Origin of the sequence: Myroides gitamensis (assembly GCF_029894455.1) — a bacterium.
Taxonomy (GTDB): Bacteria; Bacteroidota; Bacteroidia; order Flavobacteriales; family Flavobacteriaceae; genus Flavobacterium; species Flavobacterium odoratum.
Genome location: NZ_JARYHN010000001.1, coordinates 3,647,085 through 3,663,569, shown reverse-complemented (window position 1 = coordinate 3,663,569; position 16,485 = coordinate 3,647,085). Strand labels below are relative to the sequence as shown.

General features: G+C 37.6%; 20 protein-coding genes and 1 riboswitch. Of the genes, 13 read left to right on the top strand and 7 right to left on the bottom strand.

Going from position 1 to position 16,485, the window contains the following annotated elements; genetic code table 11:
* The first annotated feature begins 73 nt into the window (after positions 1-73).
* The 3 genes from rpsB (at position 74) to M2306_RS16235 (ending at position 3,154) form a co-directional block, all read left to right on the top strand.
* Positions 74-817 carry a 30S ribosomal protein S2 gene (gene rpsB / locus M2306_RS16245; protein ID WP_002987799.1) on the top strand — a complete coding sequence of 248 codons (744 nt, stop codon included), beginning with the start codon at positions 74-76 and terminating at the stop codon, positions 815-817.
* Between the two features lie 106 nt (positions 818-923).
* A complete protein-coding gene (tsf, locus tag M2306_RS16240) occupies positions 924-1,889 on the top strand; it encodes a translation elongation factor Ts (RefSeq protein WP_060874784.1) in 966 nt (321 codons plus the stop codon).
* A gap of 89 nt (positions 1,890-1,978) precedes the next feature.
* Positions 1,979-3,154 (top strand): dicarboxylate/amino acid:cation symporter, encoded by a 1,176-nt coding sequence (locus M2306_RS16235; RefSeq protein ID WP_115091839.1) that lies wholly within the window; start codon positions 1,979-1,981, stop codon positions 3,152-3,154.
* 116 nt (positions 3,155-3,270) lie between these two features.
* Here M2306_RS16235 and M2306_RS16230 read toward each other — a convergent pair whose 3' ends face one another.
* A complete protein-coding gene (locus tag M2306_RS16230; protein WP_259190256.1) occupies positions 3,271-4,086 on the bottom strand; it encodes a hypothetical protein in 816 nt (271 codons plus the stop codon).
* A gap of 91 nt (positions 4,087-4,177) precedes the next feature.
* On the bottom strand, positions 4,178-4,465 hold the full coding sequence (locus tag M2306_RS16225; protein ID WP_115091841.1) for a hypothetical protein: 288 nt from the start codon (positions 4,463-4,465) through the stop codon (positions 4,178-4,180).
* Between the two features lie 83 nt (positions 4,466-4,548).
* Positions 4,549-4,645: riboswitch (TPP riboswitch) on the top strand.
* A gap of 61 nt (positions 4,646-4,706) precedes the next feature.
* Between M2306_RS16225 and thiS the strand changes: the two genes are divergently transcribed.
* From thiS to M2306_RS16185, 8 genes are read left to right on the top strand one after another with little or no spacing between them, the layout of a single operon-like run.
* Positions 4,707-4,913 (top strand): sulfur carrier protein ThiS, encoded by a 207-nt coding sequence (thiS, locus tag M2306_RS16220; RefSeq protein WP_115091842.1) that lies wholly within the window; start codon positions 4,707-4,709, stop codon positions 4,911-4,913.
* 42 nt (positions 4,914-4,955) lie between these two features.
* Positions 4,956-6,773, top strand: a complete 1,818-nt coding sequence (thiC, locus tag M2306_RS16215; protein WP_115091843.1) for a phosphomethylpyrimidine synthase ThiC — start codon at positions 4,956-4,958, stop codon at positions 6,771-6,773.
* 1 nt (position 6,774) lies between these two features.
* Positions 6,775-7,407 (top strand): thiamine phosphate synthase, encoded by a 633-nt coding sequence (locus tag M2306_RS16210; protein WP_115091844.1) that lies wholly within the window; start codon positions 6,775-6,777, stop codon positions 7,405-7,407.
* Complete coding sequence (locus M2306_RS16205; RefSeq protein WP_259190257.1) at positions 7,374-8,126, top strand: hydroxymethylpyrimidine/phosphomethylpyrimidine kinase; 753 nt, start codon at positions 7,374-7,376, stop codon at positions 8,124-8,126. The genes M2306_RS16210 and M2306_RS16205 overlap by 34 nt, the downstream gene beginning before the upstream one ends.
* Complete coding sequence (thiE, locus tag M2306_RS16200) at positions 8,119-8,739, top strand: thiamine phosphate synthase (RefSeq protein WP_115091846.1); 621 nt, start codon at positions 8,119-8,121, stop codon at positions 8,737-8,739. The genes M2306_RS16205 and thiE overlap by 8 nt, the downstream gene beginning before the upstream one ends.
* Positions 8,736-9,506 (top strand): thiazole synthase, encoded by a 771-nt coding sequence (locus M2306_RS16195; RefSeq protein WP_115091847.1) that lies wholly within the window; start codon positions 8,736-8,738, stop codon positions 9,504-9,506. The genes thiE and M2306_RS16195 overlap by 4 nt, the downstream gene beginning before the upstream one ends.
* A gap of 2 nt (positions 9,507-9,508) precedes the next feature.
* On the top strand, positions 9,509-10,630 hold the full coding sequence (gene thiH / locus M2306_RS16190; protein ID WP_259190258.1) for a 2-iminoacetate synthase ThiH: 1,122 nt from the start codon (positions 9,509-9,511) through the stop codon (positions 10,628-10,630).
* Positions 10,578-11,345 (top strand): HesA/MoeB/ThiF family protein, encoded by a 768-nt coding sequence (locus M2306_RS16185; RefSeq protein WP_259190259.1) that lies wholly within the window; start codon positions 10,578-10,580, stop codon positions 11,343-11,345. Before thiH ends, M2306_RS16185 begins: the two co-directional genes overlap by 53 nt.
* 14 nt (positions 11,346-11,359) lie before the next feature.
* Here M2306_RS16185 and aat read toward each other — a convergent pair whose 3' ends face one another.
* Genes aat through M2306_RS16170 form a run of 3 tightly spaced genes read right to left on the bottom strand, consistent with a single transcriptional unit; the run spans position 11,360 to position 13,441 of the window.
* Positions 11,360-12,010, bottom strand: coding sequence for a leucyl/phenylalanyl-tRNA--protein transferase (gene aat, locus M2306_RS16180; RefSeq protein WP_259190262.1), 651 nt, complete (start codon positions 12,008-12,010; stop codon positions 11,360-11,362).
* Between the two features lie 44 nt (positions 12,011-12,054).
* A complete protein-coding gene (locus tag M2306_RS16175) occupies positions 12,055-12,546 on the bottom strand; it encodes a DUF3127 domain-containing protein (RefSeq protein WP_259190263.1) in 492 nt (163 codons plus the stop codon).
* A gap of 22 nt (positions 12,547-12,568) precedes the next feature.
* Entirely contained in the window at positions 12,569-13,441 is an 873-nt protein-coding gene (locus M2306_RS16170) for a flavin reductase family protein (protein ID WP_115091852.1), read from the bottom strand.
* 281 nt (positions 13,442-13,722) lie between these two features.
* Here M2306_RS16170 and M2306_RS16165 point away from each other — a divergent pair, with 281 nt between their 5' ends.
* A complete protein-coding gene (locus M2306_RS16165; RefSeq protein WP_115091853.1) occupies positions 13,723-14,865 on the top strand; it encodes a sensor histidine kinase in 1,143 nt (380 codons plus the stop codon).
* Between the two features lie 94 nt (positions 14,866-14,959).
* Here the strand turns inward: M2306_RS16165 and M2306_RS16160 are convergent, their stop codons facing one another.
* On the bottom strand, positions 14,960-15,349 hold the full coding sequence (locus tag M2306_RS16160; protein ID WP_002987829.1) for an HIT family protein: 390 nt from the start codon (positions 15,347-15,349) through the stop codon (positions 14,960-14,962).
* 19 nt (positions 15,350-15,368) lie between these two features.
* Positions 15,369-15,845 (bottom strand): transcription elongation factor GreA, encoded by a 477-nt coding sequence (greA, locus tag M2306_RS16155; RefSeq protein ID WP_002987830.1) that lies wholly within the window; start codon positions 15,843-15,845, stop codon positions 15,369-15,371.
* Positions 15,846-16,000: 155 nt separating this feature from the next.
* Here greA and M2306_RS16150 point away from each other — a divergent pair, with 155 nt between their 5' ends.
* The gene (locus M2306_RS16150; RefSeq protein WP_259190264.1) at positions 16,001-16,447 is read left to right on the top strand and encodes a hypothetical protein; all 447 of its coding nucleotides are present in this window, start codon (positions 16,001-16,003) and stop codon (positions 16,445-16,447) included.
* Positions 16,448-16,485 lie beyond the last annotated feature (38 nt).

Sequence of the window (16,485 nt, the reverse complement as noted above, 5' to 3'; positions counted from 1 at the left end):
CATCTAAATGGTTGAGACCGAGTAAATCGCTACTTGATCATTGCTAAAGTAACAGAACGTAAACTATTAGAAAATGGCAAACAAAGTAGAAGTAAAAGAATTACTAGAAGCAGGTGTTCATTTTGGACACATGACTAGAAAATGGGATCCAAACATGGCTCCTTATATCTATATGGAGCGTAATGGTATTCACATTATCAATCTATATAAAACTGCAGCTAAAATTGAAGAAGCGAATGAAGCTTTGAAAAAAATCGCTGCATCAGGAAGAAAAATCCTTTTCGTTGCTACAAAAAAGCAAGCGAAAGACATCGTAGCTGAAAAAGCAGCTGCAGCTAACATGCCTTACATCACTGAAAGATGGCCAGGTGGTATGTTAACAAACTTCGTTACTATCCGTAAAGCTGTTAAGAAAATGGCTTCTATTGATAGAATGAAAAAAGACGGTACATTTATGACGCTTTCTAAGAAAGAGCGTTTACAAGTTGAGCGTCTTCGTGCAAAATTAGAGAAAAACTTAGGTTCTATTGCTGATATGACTCGTCTACCAGCTGCTCTATTTGTTGTAGATATCAAAGCTGAACACATTGCGATTAAAGAAGCACAAAAATTAAACATTCCGATCTTCGCTATGGTGGATACGAACTCTGACCCACGTCAAGTTGACTACGTTATTCCAGCAAACGATGATGCTTCTAAATCAATCGATAAAATTTTATCTTTAGTTACTGCTGCTATTATCGAAGGTAATGCAGAAAGAAAATCTGAAAAAGAAGAAGCTCCAGCTGTAAAAGCGGATGCTGAAGCTAAAGCATAATTTTTTAACAATATCATAAAGTCGTTATGCTGATAGATGTTTACCTTTGTATTCAACTGTCAATAACGACTTTTTTAATTTATTAACTCTTTAAAAGATTACTAAAATGGCAAATATTACTGCTGCAGACGTAAATAAGCTAAGACAACAAACAGGTGCCGGAATGATGGACTGTAAAAAAGCGTTAGTTGAGGCTGAGGGAGATTTCGATAAAGCAATCGAAGTTTTACGTAAAAAAGGACAAAAAGTTGCTGCTAACCGTTCTGATCGTGATTCATCAGAAGGTGCTGCTGTAGCTCTTGTTAATGCTGACAAAACTAGAGGTGTTGTTCTTACATTAAACTGTGAGACTGACTTCGTAGGTAAAAACGAAGGTTTCCAAGCATTAGCAAAAGAATTAGCTGAAAAAGCAATCAACTTCAATACAAAAGAAGAATTCTTAGCTTCTCCATACAATGACACAATGACTATTGCTGACAAATGTATCGAGCAAACAGGAGTTATCGGTGAGAAAATCGAAATCGGTTCTTTCGAAGTATTAGAAGGAGCTTTCATCGGTTCTTACGTTCACGGTAACAAAATTGCTGCTATCACAGCTTTATCTTCAGCTGTTGCTAAAGCAGACGAAATCGCTAAAGACGTTTCTATGCAAGTAGCTTCAATGGGTGCTGAGACTTTATCTTACAAAGATTTTGATCCAGAATTCATCGCTAAAGAAACAGAAGCTCGTATCGCAGTTATCGTTAAAGAAAACGAAGAGTTAGTACGTTTAGGTAAAACACTTAAAAATGTACCTCAATATATTTCTTACGCTCAACTTACTGAAGAAGTATTGAAACAAGCGGAAGAAGATGCTAAAGCTGAATTAAAAGCTGAAGGTAAACCTGAAAACATCTGGGATAGAATTTTACCTGGAAAAGTTGCTCGTTTCATCAGTGACAATACAACTTTAGACCAAGAGAAAGCATTATTAGACCAAAACTTCATCAAAGATGAATCTAAAAAGGTTTCTGATTATGTTAAATCTTTTGGAGTTGAAATCACAGGATTCAAAAGAGCTTCATTAGGATAATATATTTCCTTGAAAAATTAAAATATCAAACCTCAAGCATTTTGTTTGAGGTTTTTTTATTTATTTTCGTATTTTTAAAACAAAAAAATATGAAACTCATCAAGAATAGCTTATTATTACAAATCGTATTAGCCATTGCCTTAGGGACGTATTTAGGAGATCTCCTTCCCTTAGGTGTGAGTAGATTTTTTAGTACCTTCAATGCACTCTTTGGTAATTTTTTAAACTTTATCATTCCATTAATCATTGTAGGGTTAATTGTTCCTGCCATTGGCAATATAGGCAAAGAAGCAGGTAAGCTATTAGTAATTACAACGGGATTAGCTTATGGTTCCACCCTATTAGCGGGTTTTAGCTCGTATGCGGTTTCCATTAGTATCTTTCCTCAATTTCTTCTTTCTCAATCTACGGACCTAGCTGTTGAGCCAGAACAAGTACTTGTTCCGTACTTTTCTATTGAGATTCCTCCCCTATTTGATGTAATGAGCGCCTTAATCCTCGCTTTTATCATTGGGATATGCATCTCTAAAGGCCCTTTTACGCATTTAAAAGGCATTTTTAACGAGTTTCAGTCCATTATCATGACAGTGATAGAGAAAGTGATTATTCCTTTCTTACCCCTCTTTATTTTTGGTGTATTTCTAAATATGACCTATAGTGGTCAAGTTTTCGTTATACTTGAAACATTCTTGAAAATTATCGGCGTTATTTTCGCACTTCACATTGTATTTTTAATTTTTCAATATGCTCTTGCTGGACTTGTGGTCAAAAGAAATCCGTTTCTTTTAATGAAGAATATGCTACCGGCTTATTTTACAGCTTTGGGCACACAATCATCAGCAGCAACAATTCCCGTAACACTAGAATCAACGCTAAAAAATGACGTAAGCCCTAAAATAGCGGGGTTTGTCATTCCACTTTGCGCAACCATTCACTTAGCTGGAAGTACGCTAAAAATTGTTGCCTGTGCTATTGCCTTAATGCTCATTCAAAACGTTCCTATTGATCCATTCGCAATGATTGGTTTTATTCTCATGCTAGGCGTTACCATGATTGCCGCACCAGGTGTACCAGGTGGAGCTATTATGGCTGCACTAGGAGTATTACAATCTGTTTTAGGATTTGATGCTGAGCAACAAACATTAATGATTGCTTTATATGTGGCTATGGATAGTTTCGGTACGGCATGTAATGTGATGGGAGATGGTGCGATTGCGTTGATTGTGGATAAGATCGGAACAAAAGATTTCGTATCAACTGAATAATACATAAAAAGCCCCATGATGGGGCTTTTTATGTATTACCAGTCAACTTACTCAAGCATAACTAAGATTAAACAATACAAAAAGATCATTATTGTATGATGTACTTTCCTACTCACTTATTTACATCTACCTTGAGCAACATCTCTTTCAAAATGTTCTCCTCCTATAAATTCGATATATTGTCTATCTATACCAAAACTTTCTAGAATACTTTGCACAGCTGTATTTTCATTCCAAGCCCCTTTTTTATTTAAAACAAATAAAGCAAAAGTCATGTCTTTGTTGGCAGGGTCTTCTCCGTGATTAATCATCAATAATTTAATTGTATTCTCATCAATTTTTCGAACATATAAATCTGCTTCATATGAAATAGGTTGTCCATTATTTGTAATATAATTTAACTTACCAAAAATTCGATCCTCTTCTTGTGTTGTACACATATACATTACGTTAATCTTATCATACAGATTCGTATTAACATTTTTAATTTCTTCTACATAATAAAAGCCACCTTTTTTATTCATACCCATTTTAAACTTATGTATATAATTTTCTATAGAATAAGTTTCGGTATTAAACAATTCCTCCATTTTTTCTGTCGTGAAAGGATACTTGAGCCTATTGCCTATGATGTAATGATTTATGATCTCAGTTGCCTCCCATTCATGATTCAAAAGTGTTCTCAACTCTTTACTATCCTTACTCAAATCATCATCCGACTTACAACCAGAAAACACAAACAACACACACAAAACCAATACAATCCAACATTTTTTCATATAAAAAACTAATATTACGTTATCGCTATAAAACTTTTGTTTTTTTAATGCCATTCTTACTTCTCTCTTCTTTCGTAAAAGAGTTTGAATCTGAGTCATAGCTATTAAAAAAGTTGAAAAATCAAAAATAAAAAGCCCAAAAAACAGTCTCACACTTTATTATTTTTTATTTATCCGATTGCAAAAGTAGTATTTTTTTGAAAAATTAACTAAATAAAATATTTTAAAAAAAATATTCACATCATCAATCCTCTAGCCCATTCTTTTTTAAAAAGTGTTTATAATAATACGTATTAACCTCCCACATAACAGTTAAATAACCCAATATCCCTCCTAACATCCAAATTATCAAATCATATACCAGTTGCATCCTAAGAACAATAGTAAAATCGTCAAAAAGCAAGGATAATAGCGTGGTGAATATCCCAACAAGCAATCCAAAAACACTACCTTCCAAAAAGCCATATCTCAGTCGTCCCATTTCTATTTTCTTTTTCCAATTCTCAATGAATTTAGCTTCTGATTTTTTCATATTCCTTAATTTGCAAAACAAGATACAACATTTGAACTTAACTAAACAGAACTTGCTTCCCATCAAATAATCCTTATATTTGCTTCCAACTTTAGGGGTGTCTACATCGTGTAGGCTGAGATTTTACCCTTTGAACCTGATCTAGTTCATACTAGCGTAGGGAAAAGTAAGATGACTTCATTCGGTACATCCTGTACTAGCGTGTGGCCATTCCTAAAGTTATATCAACAAAATAAAAGGAATGGAACTACACATCAACAATCAGAAATTTCACTTTGAACAGCTGCAAATCAGCATTCAGACTATGCTTGATTTACACGGCACAACGCAACAAAAAGGTATTGCTGTTGCAGTGAATGCTACGGTTATTGCCAAAGCGGACTGGGGTACTTATCTCTTATCTGAGGCAGATGATATTTTAATTATCACAGCAACCCAAGGCGGTTGATTCCATTTTAACTCGACGATTATAAACAATAAATCAGATTATATGGAACAACACGAAAAGATTTCACAAACTCCTTTTCCCAATTCAAAAAAGGTGTATGTAGCGGGAACACTATTTCCCATTCGCGTAGCGATGCGAGAAATTACCTTAAGCGATACGAAACTCAGTCAAGGGGCACTAGAGAAAAATCCATCGGTCACTGTCTATGACACCTCAGGGGCTTATACCGATGAACAGTTTGATATCAACATCAAAAAAGGATTACCTCGTTTGAGAGAATCTTGGATTTTAGACCGACAAGATGTTGAAGTTCTGGATACGCTTACATCTGTTTATGGTCAAAAACGAGCAGAAGATCCTAAGTTAGCTCATTTGCGTTTTGAATTTACGCATAAACCCAAAGTAGCTAAATCGGGACAAAATGTAACCCAGTTACACTATGCGAAGCAAGGAATTATCACTCCCGAGATGGAATATGTGGCAATCCGTGAAAATCAACGCTTAGAGCAACTAGATGCTGTTTCTCCTGCATTGAAGCAACAGCACCCAGGGAATAGTTTTGGAGCCCATACACCCAAAAACTATATTACACCAGCATTTGTACGCGATGAAATTGCGGCTGGGCGTGCGATTATTCCCAATAACATCAATCATCCCGAAAGTGAGCCTATGATTATTGGGCGCAACTTCCTTGTAAAAATCAATGCGAATATCGGAAATAGCGCCGTTACCTCAACCATTGAAGAAGAAGTAGAAAAAGCAGTTTGGGCTTGTCGATGGGGAGCAGATACGATTATGGATTTATCTACGGGGAAAAATATACATGAAACGAGGGAATGGATTATTCGCAATTCACCTGTACCCATTGGAACCGTACCCATTTATCAAGCCTTAGAAAAAGTAAAAGGAATAGCCGAAGATTTGACTTGGGAAATTTTCAGGGATACGCTCATTGAGCAAGCCGAACAAGGGGTTTCGTATTTTACCATTCACGCAGGTGTACTCTTGCGATACATTCACTTAACGGCTCAACGCGTTACGGGTATTGTTTCACGAGGAGGATCCATCATGGCTAAATGGTGCTTATTCCATCACCAAGAAAACTTTTTATACACGCATTTTGAAGAAATATGCGAGATTATGAAACGCTATGATATCGCTTTTTCTTTAGGAGATGGACTAAGACCTGGTTCTATTGCTGATGCCAATGATGCGGCACAATTTGCAGAATTAGAAACCTTAGGTGAGTTAACTAAAATTGCGTGGAAGCACGATGTACAGGTCATGATTGAAGGCCCAGGACATGTACCGATGCACCTCATCAAAGAAAACATGGAAAAGCAGTTACGCGATTGCGGAGAAGCTCCTTTTTACACCTTAGGCCCTTTGACAACGGATATTGCCCCTGGTTATGATCACATCACCTCTGCTATTGGTGCCGCTATGATTGGGTGGTATGGAACAGCTATGCTGTGCTATGTAACGCCTAAGGAGCATTTAGGCTTACCCAATAAAAAAGACGTCAAAGACGGTGTGATTACTTATAAGTTAGCTGCTCATGCAGCAGATTTAGCCAAAGGACATCCCGGCTCGCAATACAGAGACAATGCCTTGAGTAAAGCTCGTTTTGAATTCCGTTGGGAAGATCAATTCAACCTGTCTTTGGATCCGGATACCGCTCGAGAGTTTCACGATGAAACCTTACCTGCAGATGCTGCCAAAGTAGCTCACTTCTGTTCGATGTGTGGCCCTAAATTCTGTTCGATGAAAATTTCACAAGAAATTCGCGATTCAGCAGAACAAGGCATGAAAGAAATGTCAGAAGAGTTCATCAAATCTGGAAAAGAAATCTACCTATAATATGGTGGTTATTACGCCTCCATATCATCATCCAAAAGAAATAAGCCTCGCCAATGCCATGTTGGAAAGAGGCTTACCTCTTTTGCATATTAGAAAGCCTGATTTCACTTTTGAACAGCTCCAACAATGGGTTGAAAACATCAGTTATCAACATCATGACAAGCTAGTTATTCACATCCCAAGCCCTGTTATCAACAATTATCCTAAAGTTTTTAAACAATATGTCCAACTTATCAACAGCCTAAAGACACAATACGCCCACTTATCAACAGATAATTGTTCATTTGTTAATAACCATGCACAGAAACTGCCCTATTTGTCAACAAGTGTTCATAACTCCACCGAATGCGAGAAGTTATCAACAAGGCATCAACGCGTTTTTCTCAGTCCTGTTTTCGACAGCATTTCTAAAATAGCGTATCAACCAACCCTACACTGGCCCTCTTTTTTAGCTGATTGGAAATACCCTTGGATTCAGACTGTTGCTTTGGGAGGAATCACCCCTGCTCATCTAGCAACCGTTCGCAATATGGGATTTGATGATTTTGCAGTTCTCGGTGCAATATGGCAAGCAGCAGAACCCCTTAAAATTTTTGATTTATGTTACAAACAAGACCAATTGCTCTTTCGATAGCGGGGTTTGATCCCTCAGGAGGAGCTGGATTACTAGCCGATATCAAAACATTCGAAAGCCATCAAGTGTATGGTTTGGGCATTCTCACGGCCAATACGATTCAAACAGAAGATGAATTTGTAGCTATTCGTTGGGAAAAACGCGCCTATATACTTCAACAACTCGAGGTTATCTTACAGCGTTATCAACCACAAGTCGTTAAAATAGGCATTGTAGAATCCGGAGAGGAGCTTTTACATTACCTCCAGGTAATCAAACAGCATATTCCCCAAGCCTATATTATTTGGGATCCCGTTTTGCGTTCGAGTACTCATTTTGATTTTACAACTGGTATTGAAGGTCAAACGCTGGAAGCTATACTGCTTCATCTGGATTTAATCACCCCCAATTACTTTGAACTAGACCAGCTGATTCCAATAGGTGCAACTCCACTAGAAAAGGCACAATCGCTCTCTGCTATTTGTGCTGTTTTACTCAAAGGGGGGCATCATCCAGAAACTAAAGCCGTCGATTACCTCTTAACTGCTGATGAACAATATTCGTTTTATCCTCAACAGGTGTATCCTTCAACCAAACACGGTACGGGCTGTATATTATCTTCCGCTATTGCGAGTCAGCTCGCTTTAGGGGATTCGCTCTATGAAGCGGTACAAAAATCAAAACAATACGTCGAAAAAATTTTGGCGTCCAATTCAACTTTATTAGCTTATCATGTTTAATCCCATTCAATATATCAGTCAGGGCGATACCCCTCAAGAACAATTGTACCACATCGAATCCGTTTTAGATGCGGGACAACGATGGATTCAATTTCGATTTAAAGACACGCTTACCTCTATTCGATGGAAAACCGCAGAGCAAGTGAAACTCCTTTGTGATAGCTATCATGCAACCTTACTCATTAACGATGATCCCGATTTGGCTCTAGCCATTGATGCTGATGGTGTTCATTTAGGTCTTCAAGATCGATCTATTGCCGAAGCACGAGCCTTACTTCCCCATAAAATAATAGGCGGAACAGCCAATACCTTAGCAGATGTGAAACAACGCCTAGATGAGTCTTGTGATTATATCGGATTGGGTCCTTTGCGCTATACACTGACGAAAAAGAAACTAAGTCCACTATTGGGATTTGAGGGTTACCAACAACTATTGACGGCACTAACCCCAGAAGAAAAACAAATACCAATTGTAGCCATTGGAGGCATAACCCTAACCGATGTACCCGTATTACAAAAAATAGGATTATCGGGTATTGCGGTATCGAGTTTACTCCATCAAGCGCAATCCCCTCAACAACTTATACAACAACTAAATACTTACTTCTTATGACCCCATTTCAACTAGGAGATAAAACCTTCCACTCTCGACTATTTTTAGGCACTGGCAAATACGGATCTAATGCTGTAATGGAAGCAGCTACTTTAGCCAGTGAAACTGAATTCATCACGGTTGCTTTAAAACGATTGGATTTAAAACAGGACAACAATGCTTTACTAGCCCATTTGAATCATCCGCATTTGCACTTACTTCCCAATACTTCAGGAGCTAGAAATGCGAAAGAAGCGATCTTAGCGGCTCAACTAGCCCGCGAAGCTTTAGAAACAAATTGGGTAAAAGTCGAAATTCATCCTGATCCAAAATACTTATTACCTGATCCCATTGAAACCTTACTAGCGACAGAAGAACTAGCCAAACAAGGTTTTTATGTGTTGCCTTATATCCACGCAGACCCAGTACTGTGCAAACGATTAGAAGAAGTTGGAACAACGGCTGTCATGCCTTTAGGGGCTCCTATTGGCACCAATAAAGGATTGAAAACTTTGGATTTCTTGGAAATCATTATTGAAAACAGTCGCGTTCCCGTTATTGTGGATGCCGGAATTGGCGCACCCTCAGATGCTGCTAAAGCCATGGAACTTGGTGCAGATGCCGTATTGGTTAATACTGCTATTGCCGTTGCAGGTGATCCAGTTGTTATGGCTAAAGCTTTTCAACAGGCGGTTCAAGCAGGAAGAATGGCGTACGAAGCTCAATTGGGCGCTATTCAAAACCACGCCCATGCCTCTAGTCCTTTAACCTCATTTTTATACCAATAACCATGACGTTTTACGATGTTTACACCCAGTATTCCTGGGATGAAATTCGCCAACAGCTCAACGACACAACACCAGAACAAGTGGTTCAAAGCCTCGGTAAATCAAAGCGAAATCTGACTGATTTCCTTCACCTGATTTCGCCTGCAGCTCGTCCTTTTCTAGAACCAATGGCTCAACTCAGCCAACAGCTGACACATAAGCGTTTTGGCAAGACCATTCAGCTCTATACTCCGATGTATTTGAGCAATGAATGTCACAATATTTGTACGTATTGTGGGTTTAGTATTGATAACAACATCCGCAGGAAAACCTTAACCCCTATCGAAATAGAACAAGAGATTAACTTGCTCAAAGGTCAAGGATATGATCATATTTTATTGGTTACGGGTGAAGCCAATCACACCGTTAACCTTCGTTATTTTGAACAAGCGATCAAACAGATTCGCACTTCCTTTTCTACCCTTTCGATTGAAGTACAACCGCTAGAGCAAAACGAATATGAAGTCTTAGCTCAACTGGGGGTATATGCCGTATTAGTCTATCAAGAAACCTATCACGAAGCAGTCTATAAACAGTATCATCCCAAAGGTAAAAAATCCAATTTCCGCTATCGCTTAGAAACACCTGACCGCATAGGACAAGCAGGCATCCACAAAATAGGATTAGGTGTATTATTAGGGCTAGAAGATTGGCGTGTGGACAGTTTTTTCACCGCTTTACACCTCGATTACCTTCAAAAAACCTATTGGAAAACCAAGTATTCTATTTCCTTTCCTCGATTGCGACCTGCGGAAGGCAATGTAGAACCTAATTTTGTCATGGAGGATATTGATTTACTTCAACTGATGTTTGCCTATCGCATCTGGAATGAAGATATTGAACTCTCTATTTCTACGCGCGAAAGTGAATGGTTTCGCGATCACGTGATTGGATTGGGGGTTACTTCCATGAGTGCGGGATCCAAAACAAATCCAGGGGGATATAGCGTTGATCAAGGTTCACTCGCGCAATTTGAAACGTGTGACCAGCGATCAACAGCTGCCATTTATCAACTGATTCAATCCAAAGGTTATGAACCGATCTGGACCGATTGGAATCAGAGCTATGCTAATTTCTCATTCTAAACCTATGCTAGAAGTTCACGATTTTTTACGTTACAGCCGTCCAATGAATTTAACTGAAGTTGGAACTGCAGGTCAATTAAAAATTAAAAATGCACGTGTACTAGTCCTAGGCGCTGGTGGGTTAGGTTCTCCTATTCTCACCTATTTGGCAGCCTCTGGAATAGGGCATTTGGGAGTAGTTGATTTTGATCGTGTGGAAATACACAATTTGCATCGGCAAATTCTATTTACAGCACATGATATTGGACAATACAAAGTAGATGTTGCGGCCAAACGCATTGCTCAGCTCAATCCTCATATTCACTTTCATATGCACAGAGAAAAGGTAACCGCTGACAATGTCGAAGCTCTTTTTACTGCCTATGATTATATCGTAGATGGAACAGACAATTTCACCACGCGTTATTTGGTTAATGATGCTTGTGTTTCATTAAACAAACCTTTGATTTATGGCACCATATTAGGGTTTCAAGGGCAATTAGCCGTCTTCCAACACCGGAATTCTAAAAATTTACGGGATATATTTCCTGAGGCTCCTGACCCGAAAGACATTCCCAATTGCAGCTTACACGGTGTATTAGGTACTTTTCCAGGCATTATCGGGACAATGATGGCCCAAGAGACACTCAAGGTTATTTTAGATGCAAATCCCTTACACAATCAATTGGTACTAGTTGATACCTTAAATTGGAAAATCCAAACGTTAGCTTTTTAACGTTTGGATTTTCTTTATTTTTTATCATGTAAATAGGTCATATAAGTTTCACGGGGCATTTCAACTGCGCCTAATAGTTCGAGATGCGGATTATACACCTGACAGTCTAATAATTGGTAGTTCTCTTCTCTGAGTTTTTGAATCAACTGATGAAAAGCAACTTTACTAGCATTAGATACCAAAGAGAACATGCTTTCTCCACAGAAAACCCCGTGTCCTACATCCACACCATACAACCCGCCTACTAAGCGTCCTTCTTGCCATACTTCAACAGATTTCGCATAGCCTAACTGATGTAGCTCACAATAAGCGGCCAGCATTTCATCCGTAATCCAAGTTCCGTTTTGTCCTTGTCTCTTTACTTGTTGGCACTGTGTAATTACAGCCTCAAAATGCGTATTGAACGTCACTTGAAATAGTGCTCTGTTCAAGATATTACGCATGCTTTTTGAAGGTTTAAATGTGGCTAACTCAACAACCATTCTTGGGTTAGGTGCCCACCAAGTAATTGGTTCACCATCTTCAAACCACGGAAATACACCATGTTGATAGGCCAAGCGTAACCAATCTGCAGTAAGTGCACCACCAATGGCTAAAATTCCGGATTCATGTGCTGTTTCAACTGGAGGAAATCCTAAGTAATTGGGATCTAAAATAGCTATCATAGAGAAAAAAAATCCCCAATCAATTGATTAGGGATTCGTATTAATTAAAATGGTAAATCATCATGATCCTCCTCCGTGAATGACGGTGCTGGAGGGAATTGTGGAGTTTGAGGCGCTTGTGGTGCTTGTTGTGCAAACTGATTTGGTGTCCCTTGATTACCTTGGTAATTTTGGTTGAACCCTCCTGCTTGTTGTACAGGCTGCCCCATATTAGGTTGCTGAGCGTATTGGTTTTGCATTGGCTGTCCCATTCCTTGTGCAGGCATGTTTCTTTCAATTCTCCAACCTTGAATTGTATTGAAATATCTTACTTCACCTTGTGGAGATGTCCACTCTCTTCCTCTTAAATTAATCGATACTTTCACTGGTTCTCCTACTTGAAAAGTATCAAGTAAACTCACTCTATCTTGTGTAAACTCAATTAAAATATCTTGTGGATATTGTTCTTCAGTAGTAACCACAACTTCTCTTTTTCTGAAGCTTGAGCTAATATCTTGTGGCTGCCCAATCACCTTAATTCTTCCTATTACTTCCATTATATCTTTTTTTTCCTGATTGTTACTTTGCTAAAATCATATTCCAAGCCAAAGGTACATTATTTTCCTCTAAATACTTTTTAGCTTGCTTAAATTTCTTTTCAACATCACCTGATGCTACGATTTCTTTAGCTGCTGGATTTGCCAATAAAAACGCTTGAATTTCCTCTGTTGTCGGTAAGTGTTCTACGTTTCCTAAGATTCCTAAATCGTTTCCTGAAAACACCAAACTATCAATCACCTCTTGTGGGATGATATCAACACCTAGTCCTAGGGTTGTCAATGGTTTTTCTACTTCAAACATTCCCATATTAGAGCGGCTATACCAATTGCCTCCCATACGAGAAACTAAATCAATTTTATGTTGATCAATTCCTCCTTTTTCATTGAGGATTGCTTCATCAATGTGCATTTTTACTACTTCGCAGATTACTAAATTACCTGCTCCGCCTTCTGTTCCTAGGCCAATCACTTCTTGTACAATACACTCGAATTGAACAGGACTTTCTTTTACGCGGAATGGACGAACCTCTTCCGATTCAATCATGGTAAAACCTGCTTTTACAAACTCATTTACTCCATCTTTATACTCTGTACTTGATAAAGACGTTTGTTGAACCATATCATAATTCACCACGTTAATAACCACCTGCATCGTTGCTTGTACATTGAATAACGTATGTTTACACGTATTATCACGCACGCGTCTTGAAGGGGAGAATACTAAAATTGGTGGATTAGCACTAAATAGATTAAAAAAGCTAAAAGGGGATAAATTTGGATTTCCATCAGCATCAACTGTACTCGCTAAAGCAATCGGTCTTGGTCCTACAGACCCTTGTAAAAAACCTTGCAATTCTACAGTTGAAATGTCTTTTGGGTTTATTGTTTTCATTTTATTTCTTCTTTTTAGGTAGATGAGTAAAGGTAATAAAAGCAGATTGAATCACAAAAAAACACGAGCGACAAACACCTTCTTACAGTGCTATTTTTTCTTTTTCTTTTTCTGGTCTTTGTGAAACTAAGCCTCCTCTCAATGAATACGCAAGATTCGCTTCATAATTAATCCAGTTCTTCTATATGGAAAAGGAGAATTCTGCGTTTGATTAACTAGAAATGCATGAATTATATCGCATTTTTTTTAGTTACCTTTAAACATCTAAATGAATCGCCATCTTGAAAATACAAAGAGAAATTATTCGCTGGACACTTATTGCAACTGCATTTGTAGTTTTGTTGCTTATACTTTGGAATACATATTCTTTTTTTCAGACGTATAAAGAAGAAGAACGCATCAAAATGGAGATTTGGTCCACGGCATCTAATACATTAAATGAAGCGAATCCTCATGATACTAATCTTGAGCTTCCTTTGTTAATTCTAACCAACAATACGACGATTCCTATTATTCAAACCAATGACCGAGATAGCATATTAGCTATGGTCAATGTGCCACTCAAGGTTCAAGAAAGTGAGGCAGAAGCGCTAATCTTCTTGCGCAAACTCAAGAATGAAAATACACCTATTGAAGTAGAGGTTGGCAAACAAAAACAGTACTTGTATTATGGGAATTCCTCTTTATTATTAAAACTGAAATACTATCCTTTAGCCTTAATTTTAATTTTCGTCTTTTTTACTGTTTTGATTATCATTTTCTATCGCAGTAATAAGATTGCCGCTCAGAATCGTTTATGGACGGGTATGGCCAAGGAAACAGCCCATCAAATAGGCACGCCTTTATCTTCCTTGTTGGGGTGGATTGAATTAATGAAGTTGGAGGAGATGAACCCTATGATTATTGAGGAAATAGAAAAAGATGTCAAGCGACTACAAACTATTGCGGATCGATTTTCTAAAATTGGTTCCAAACCACAATTAACGCCAGTAGATATCATTGCGGAAACGTATAAGACATATGCGTATTTTCAACAGCGATCTTCTAAACAGATTTCCTTTCATTTTTCAGCACCAGAACGAGAAATTAAAGTTTTACTCAATCCGGAATTACACAGCTGGACCATTGAGAATTTAATTAAAAATGCCATTGATGCGACCAAGGGGAAAGGGCAAATCGAACTTGTTATTTCAGCGACGAATCAGTTTGTTCATCTCTTTCTTACCGATACAGGAGGAGGAATTCCAAAAAATAAATTTGAAAAAATATTTGAACCAGGGTATACTTCCAAAAAGCGCGGTTGGGGACTTGGGCTTTCACTTTCGCGTAGAATTGTAGAGGAATACCAAAATGGAAAAATTAGAGTTCACCATTCTGAACTAGGTAAAGGAACAACATTTGTCATTACGTATAAGATGGTGTAACTACCAAAATAAACTAGGATTAGATCAAACAAAAAAAAGCAGGAGTGAAATTCACTCCTGCTTTTTTTTGTTTCTACAGCTCATCAATTAGAGCTTATAAGTATTGTTGTACTTTTTTTACTACTTCTTCAAACTCTGCTGGGCTCAAGCTTTCTTTTTTACTAAAACGAATATCATCCATGGTTTGTAAAGGAATTAAGTGCACGTGAACATGTGGCACTTCTAATCCTACAACAGACATTCCAATTCTTTGGCAAGGAACAGCTTGTTCTAAGGCTTTGGCTATTTTTCTTGAGAATTTCATCAATTCTACATAATGCTCTTCTTCCATGTCAAAGATTTTATTAATCTCTTGCTTTGGAATACACAACGTATGTCCTTTCGCATTGGGATTAATATCTAAAAAGGCTAAAAACTGATCGTTTTCAGCGATTTTGTATGCTGGAAGTTCTCCATTGATTATTTTAGTGAAAATTGAACTCATACATCTGGTTTTTTTAAAATTAATCTCTTGAAATTTCAAGAATCTCAAAATTCATTTGTCCATTAGGAACTTTAATTTCGGCGATTTCACCTACAGATTTTCCTAATAATCCTTTTCCAATAGGAGAAGTTACAGAAATCTTTCCTGCTTTCAAATCAGCTTCACTTTCTGCTACTAGCGTATAGGTTAAAACCATACCATTTGATTGATTTTTAATTTTAACCGTTGAAAGTACCAATGCTTTTGATTCATCTAATTGTGATTCATCAATAATTCTAGCCGTTGATACTACCTCTTCCATTTTCGCAATTTTAAGTTCCAGTAACCCCTGTGCTTCTTTTGCAGCATCATACTCCGCATTCTCCGATAAATCCCCTTTGTCTCTTGCATCAGCAATTGCTTGTGATGCTTTTGGACGCTCTACACTTTTTAACTGCTCTAATTCATCCTTTAGCTTTTTCAGCCCCTCAGCAGTGTAATACGAAATTTTACTCATAATTAACTGGTTTATATAAATAGAAAAAATCCCATGAAACGGGATTTTCTGGTGCGTAAAATATTTTTTATATTTATTTAAATAAATTATCTAATTCTGTATAGTCTACTTGTCAAAGTTAATTAATTAAATTTGTTTTACAAATATTTTATGCGATGAAAAAAAATTTATTCTTAGTTCTTGTCCTATTATTCAGCTTTAGTTGCTCAAAAGATAGTGTGCGATATAGCAATCCGTATTTACCCAATAATCCGGTTTCTATCTTCATTGATCTAAACTTACCTGCGTATGACAAACTGAAGTTTCCCAATAATTCTGTTATTATAGAAAACCAAGGCGTAATGGGCGTGATTATTTTCAATGCGGGCCCTTACTATTTAGCGTATGATATTGCTTGTCCCAATCATCCTGTTGACCGCAATTGTTCTAGAATGAAAATGGAAAAACCAGGCGATATCTATCTTAGTTGTACGTGCGAGCAACATCCTACTCCACTTCAGTATAGTTTACTAACTGGAACTTCTTTGACACCAGGAGCGCAATATCAATTAAAACCTTATGCGGTTACACAGAGAGGAACTACTTTAAATATTAATTATTAAATAACAATAAAAAAAGGATGGTCCGCGGACCATCCTTT

What these genes read in the sequence shown, in the direction of transcription:
- aat (WP_259190262.1), bottom strand. Translation starts at nt 12,010, where the DNA reads ATGATAGCTATTTTAGATCCCAATTACTTAGGATTTCCTCCAGTTGAA.
- thiC (WP_115091843.1), top strand. Translation starts at nt 4,956, where the DNA reads ATGGAACAACACGAAAAGATTTCACAAACTCCTTTTCCCAATTCAAAA.
- thiS (WP_115091842.1), top strand. Translation starts at nt 4,707, where the DNA reads ATGGAACTACACATCAACAATCAGAAATTTCACTTTGAACAGCTGCAA.
- thiH (WP_259190258.1), top strand. Translation starts at nt 9,509, where the DNA reads ATGACGTTTTACGATGTTTACACCCAGTATTCCTGGGATGAAATTCGC.
- M2306_RS16185 (WP_259190259.1), top strand. Translation starts at nt 10,578, where the DNA reads ATGAACCGATCTGGACCGATTGGAATCAGAGCTATGCTAATTTCTCAT.
- M2306_RS16205 (WP_259190257.1), top strand. Translation starts at nt 7,374, where the DNA reads ATGTTACAAACAAGACCAATTGCTCTTTCGATAGCGGGGTTTGATCCC.
- M2306_RS16195 (WP_115091847.1), top strand. Translation starts at nt 8,736, where the DNA reads ATGACCCCATTTCAACTAGGAGATAAAACCTTCCACTCTCGACTATTT.
- tsf (WP_060874784.1), top strand. Translation starts at nt 924, where the DNA reads ATGGCAAATATTACTGCTGCAGACGTAAATAAGCTAAGACAACAAACA.
- M2306_RS16225 (WP_115091841.1), bottom strand. Translation starts at nt 4,465, where the DNA reads ATGAAAAAATCAGAAGCTAAATTCATTGAGAATTGGAAAAAGAAAATA.
- thiE (WP_115091846.1), top strand. Translation starts at nt 8,119, where the DNA reads ATGTTTAATCCCATTCAATATATCAGTCAGGGCGATACCCCTCAAGAA.
- M2306_RS16170 (WP_115091852.1), bottom strand. Translation starts at nt 13,441, where the DNA reads ATGAAAACAATAAACCCAAAAGACATTTCAACTGTAGAATTGCAAGGT.
- M2306_RS16175 (WP_259190263.1), bottom strand. Translation starts at nt 12,546, where the DNA reads ATGGAAGTAATAGGAAGAATTAAGGTGATTGGGCAGCCACAAGATATT.
- M2306_RS16160 (WP_002987829.1), bottom strand. Translation starts at nt 15,349, where the DNA reads ATGAGTTCAATTTTCACTAAAATAATCAATGGAGAACTTCCAGCATAC.
- M2306_RS16210 (WP_115091844.1), top strand. Translation starts at nt 6,775, where the DNA reads ATGGTGGTTATTACGCCTCCATATCATCATCCAAAAGAAATAAGCCTC.
- M2306_RS16150 (WP_259190264.1), top strand. Translation starts at nt 16,001, where the DNA reads ATGAAAAAAAATTTATTCTTAGTTCTTGTCCTATTATTCAGCTTTAGT.
- M2306_RS16235 (WP_115091839.1), top strand. Translation starts at nt 1,979, where the DNA reads ATGAAACTCATCAAGAATAGCTTATTATTACAAATCGTATTAGCCATT.
- greA (WP_002987830.1), bottom strand. Translation starts at nt 15,845, where the DNA reads ATGAGTAAAATTTCGTATTACACTGCTGAGGGGCTGAAAAAGCTAAAG.
- rpsB (WP_002987799.1), top strand. Translation starts at nt 74, where the DNA reads ATGGCAAACAAAGTAGAAGTAAAAGAATTACTAGAAGCAGGTGTTCAT.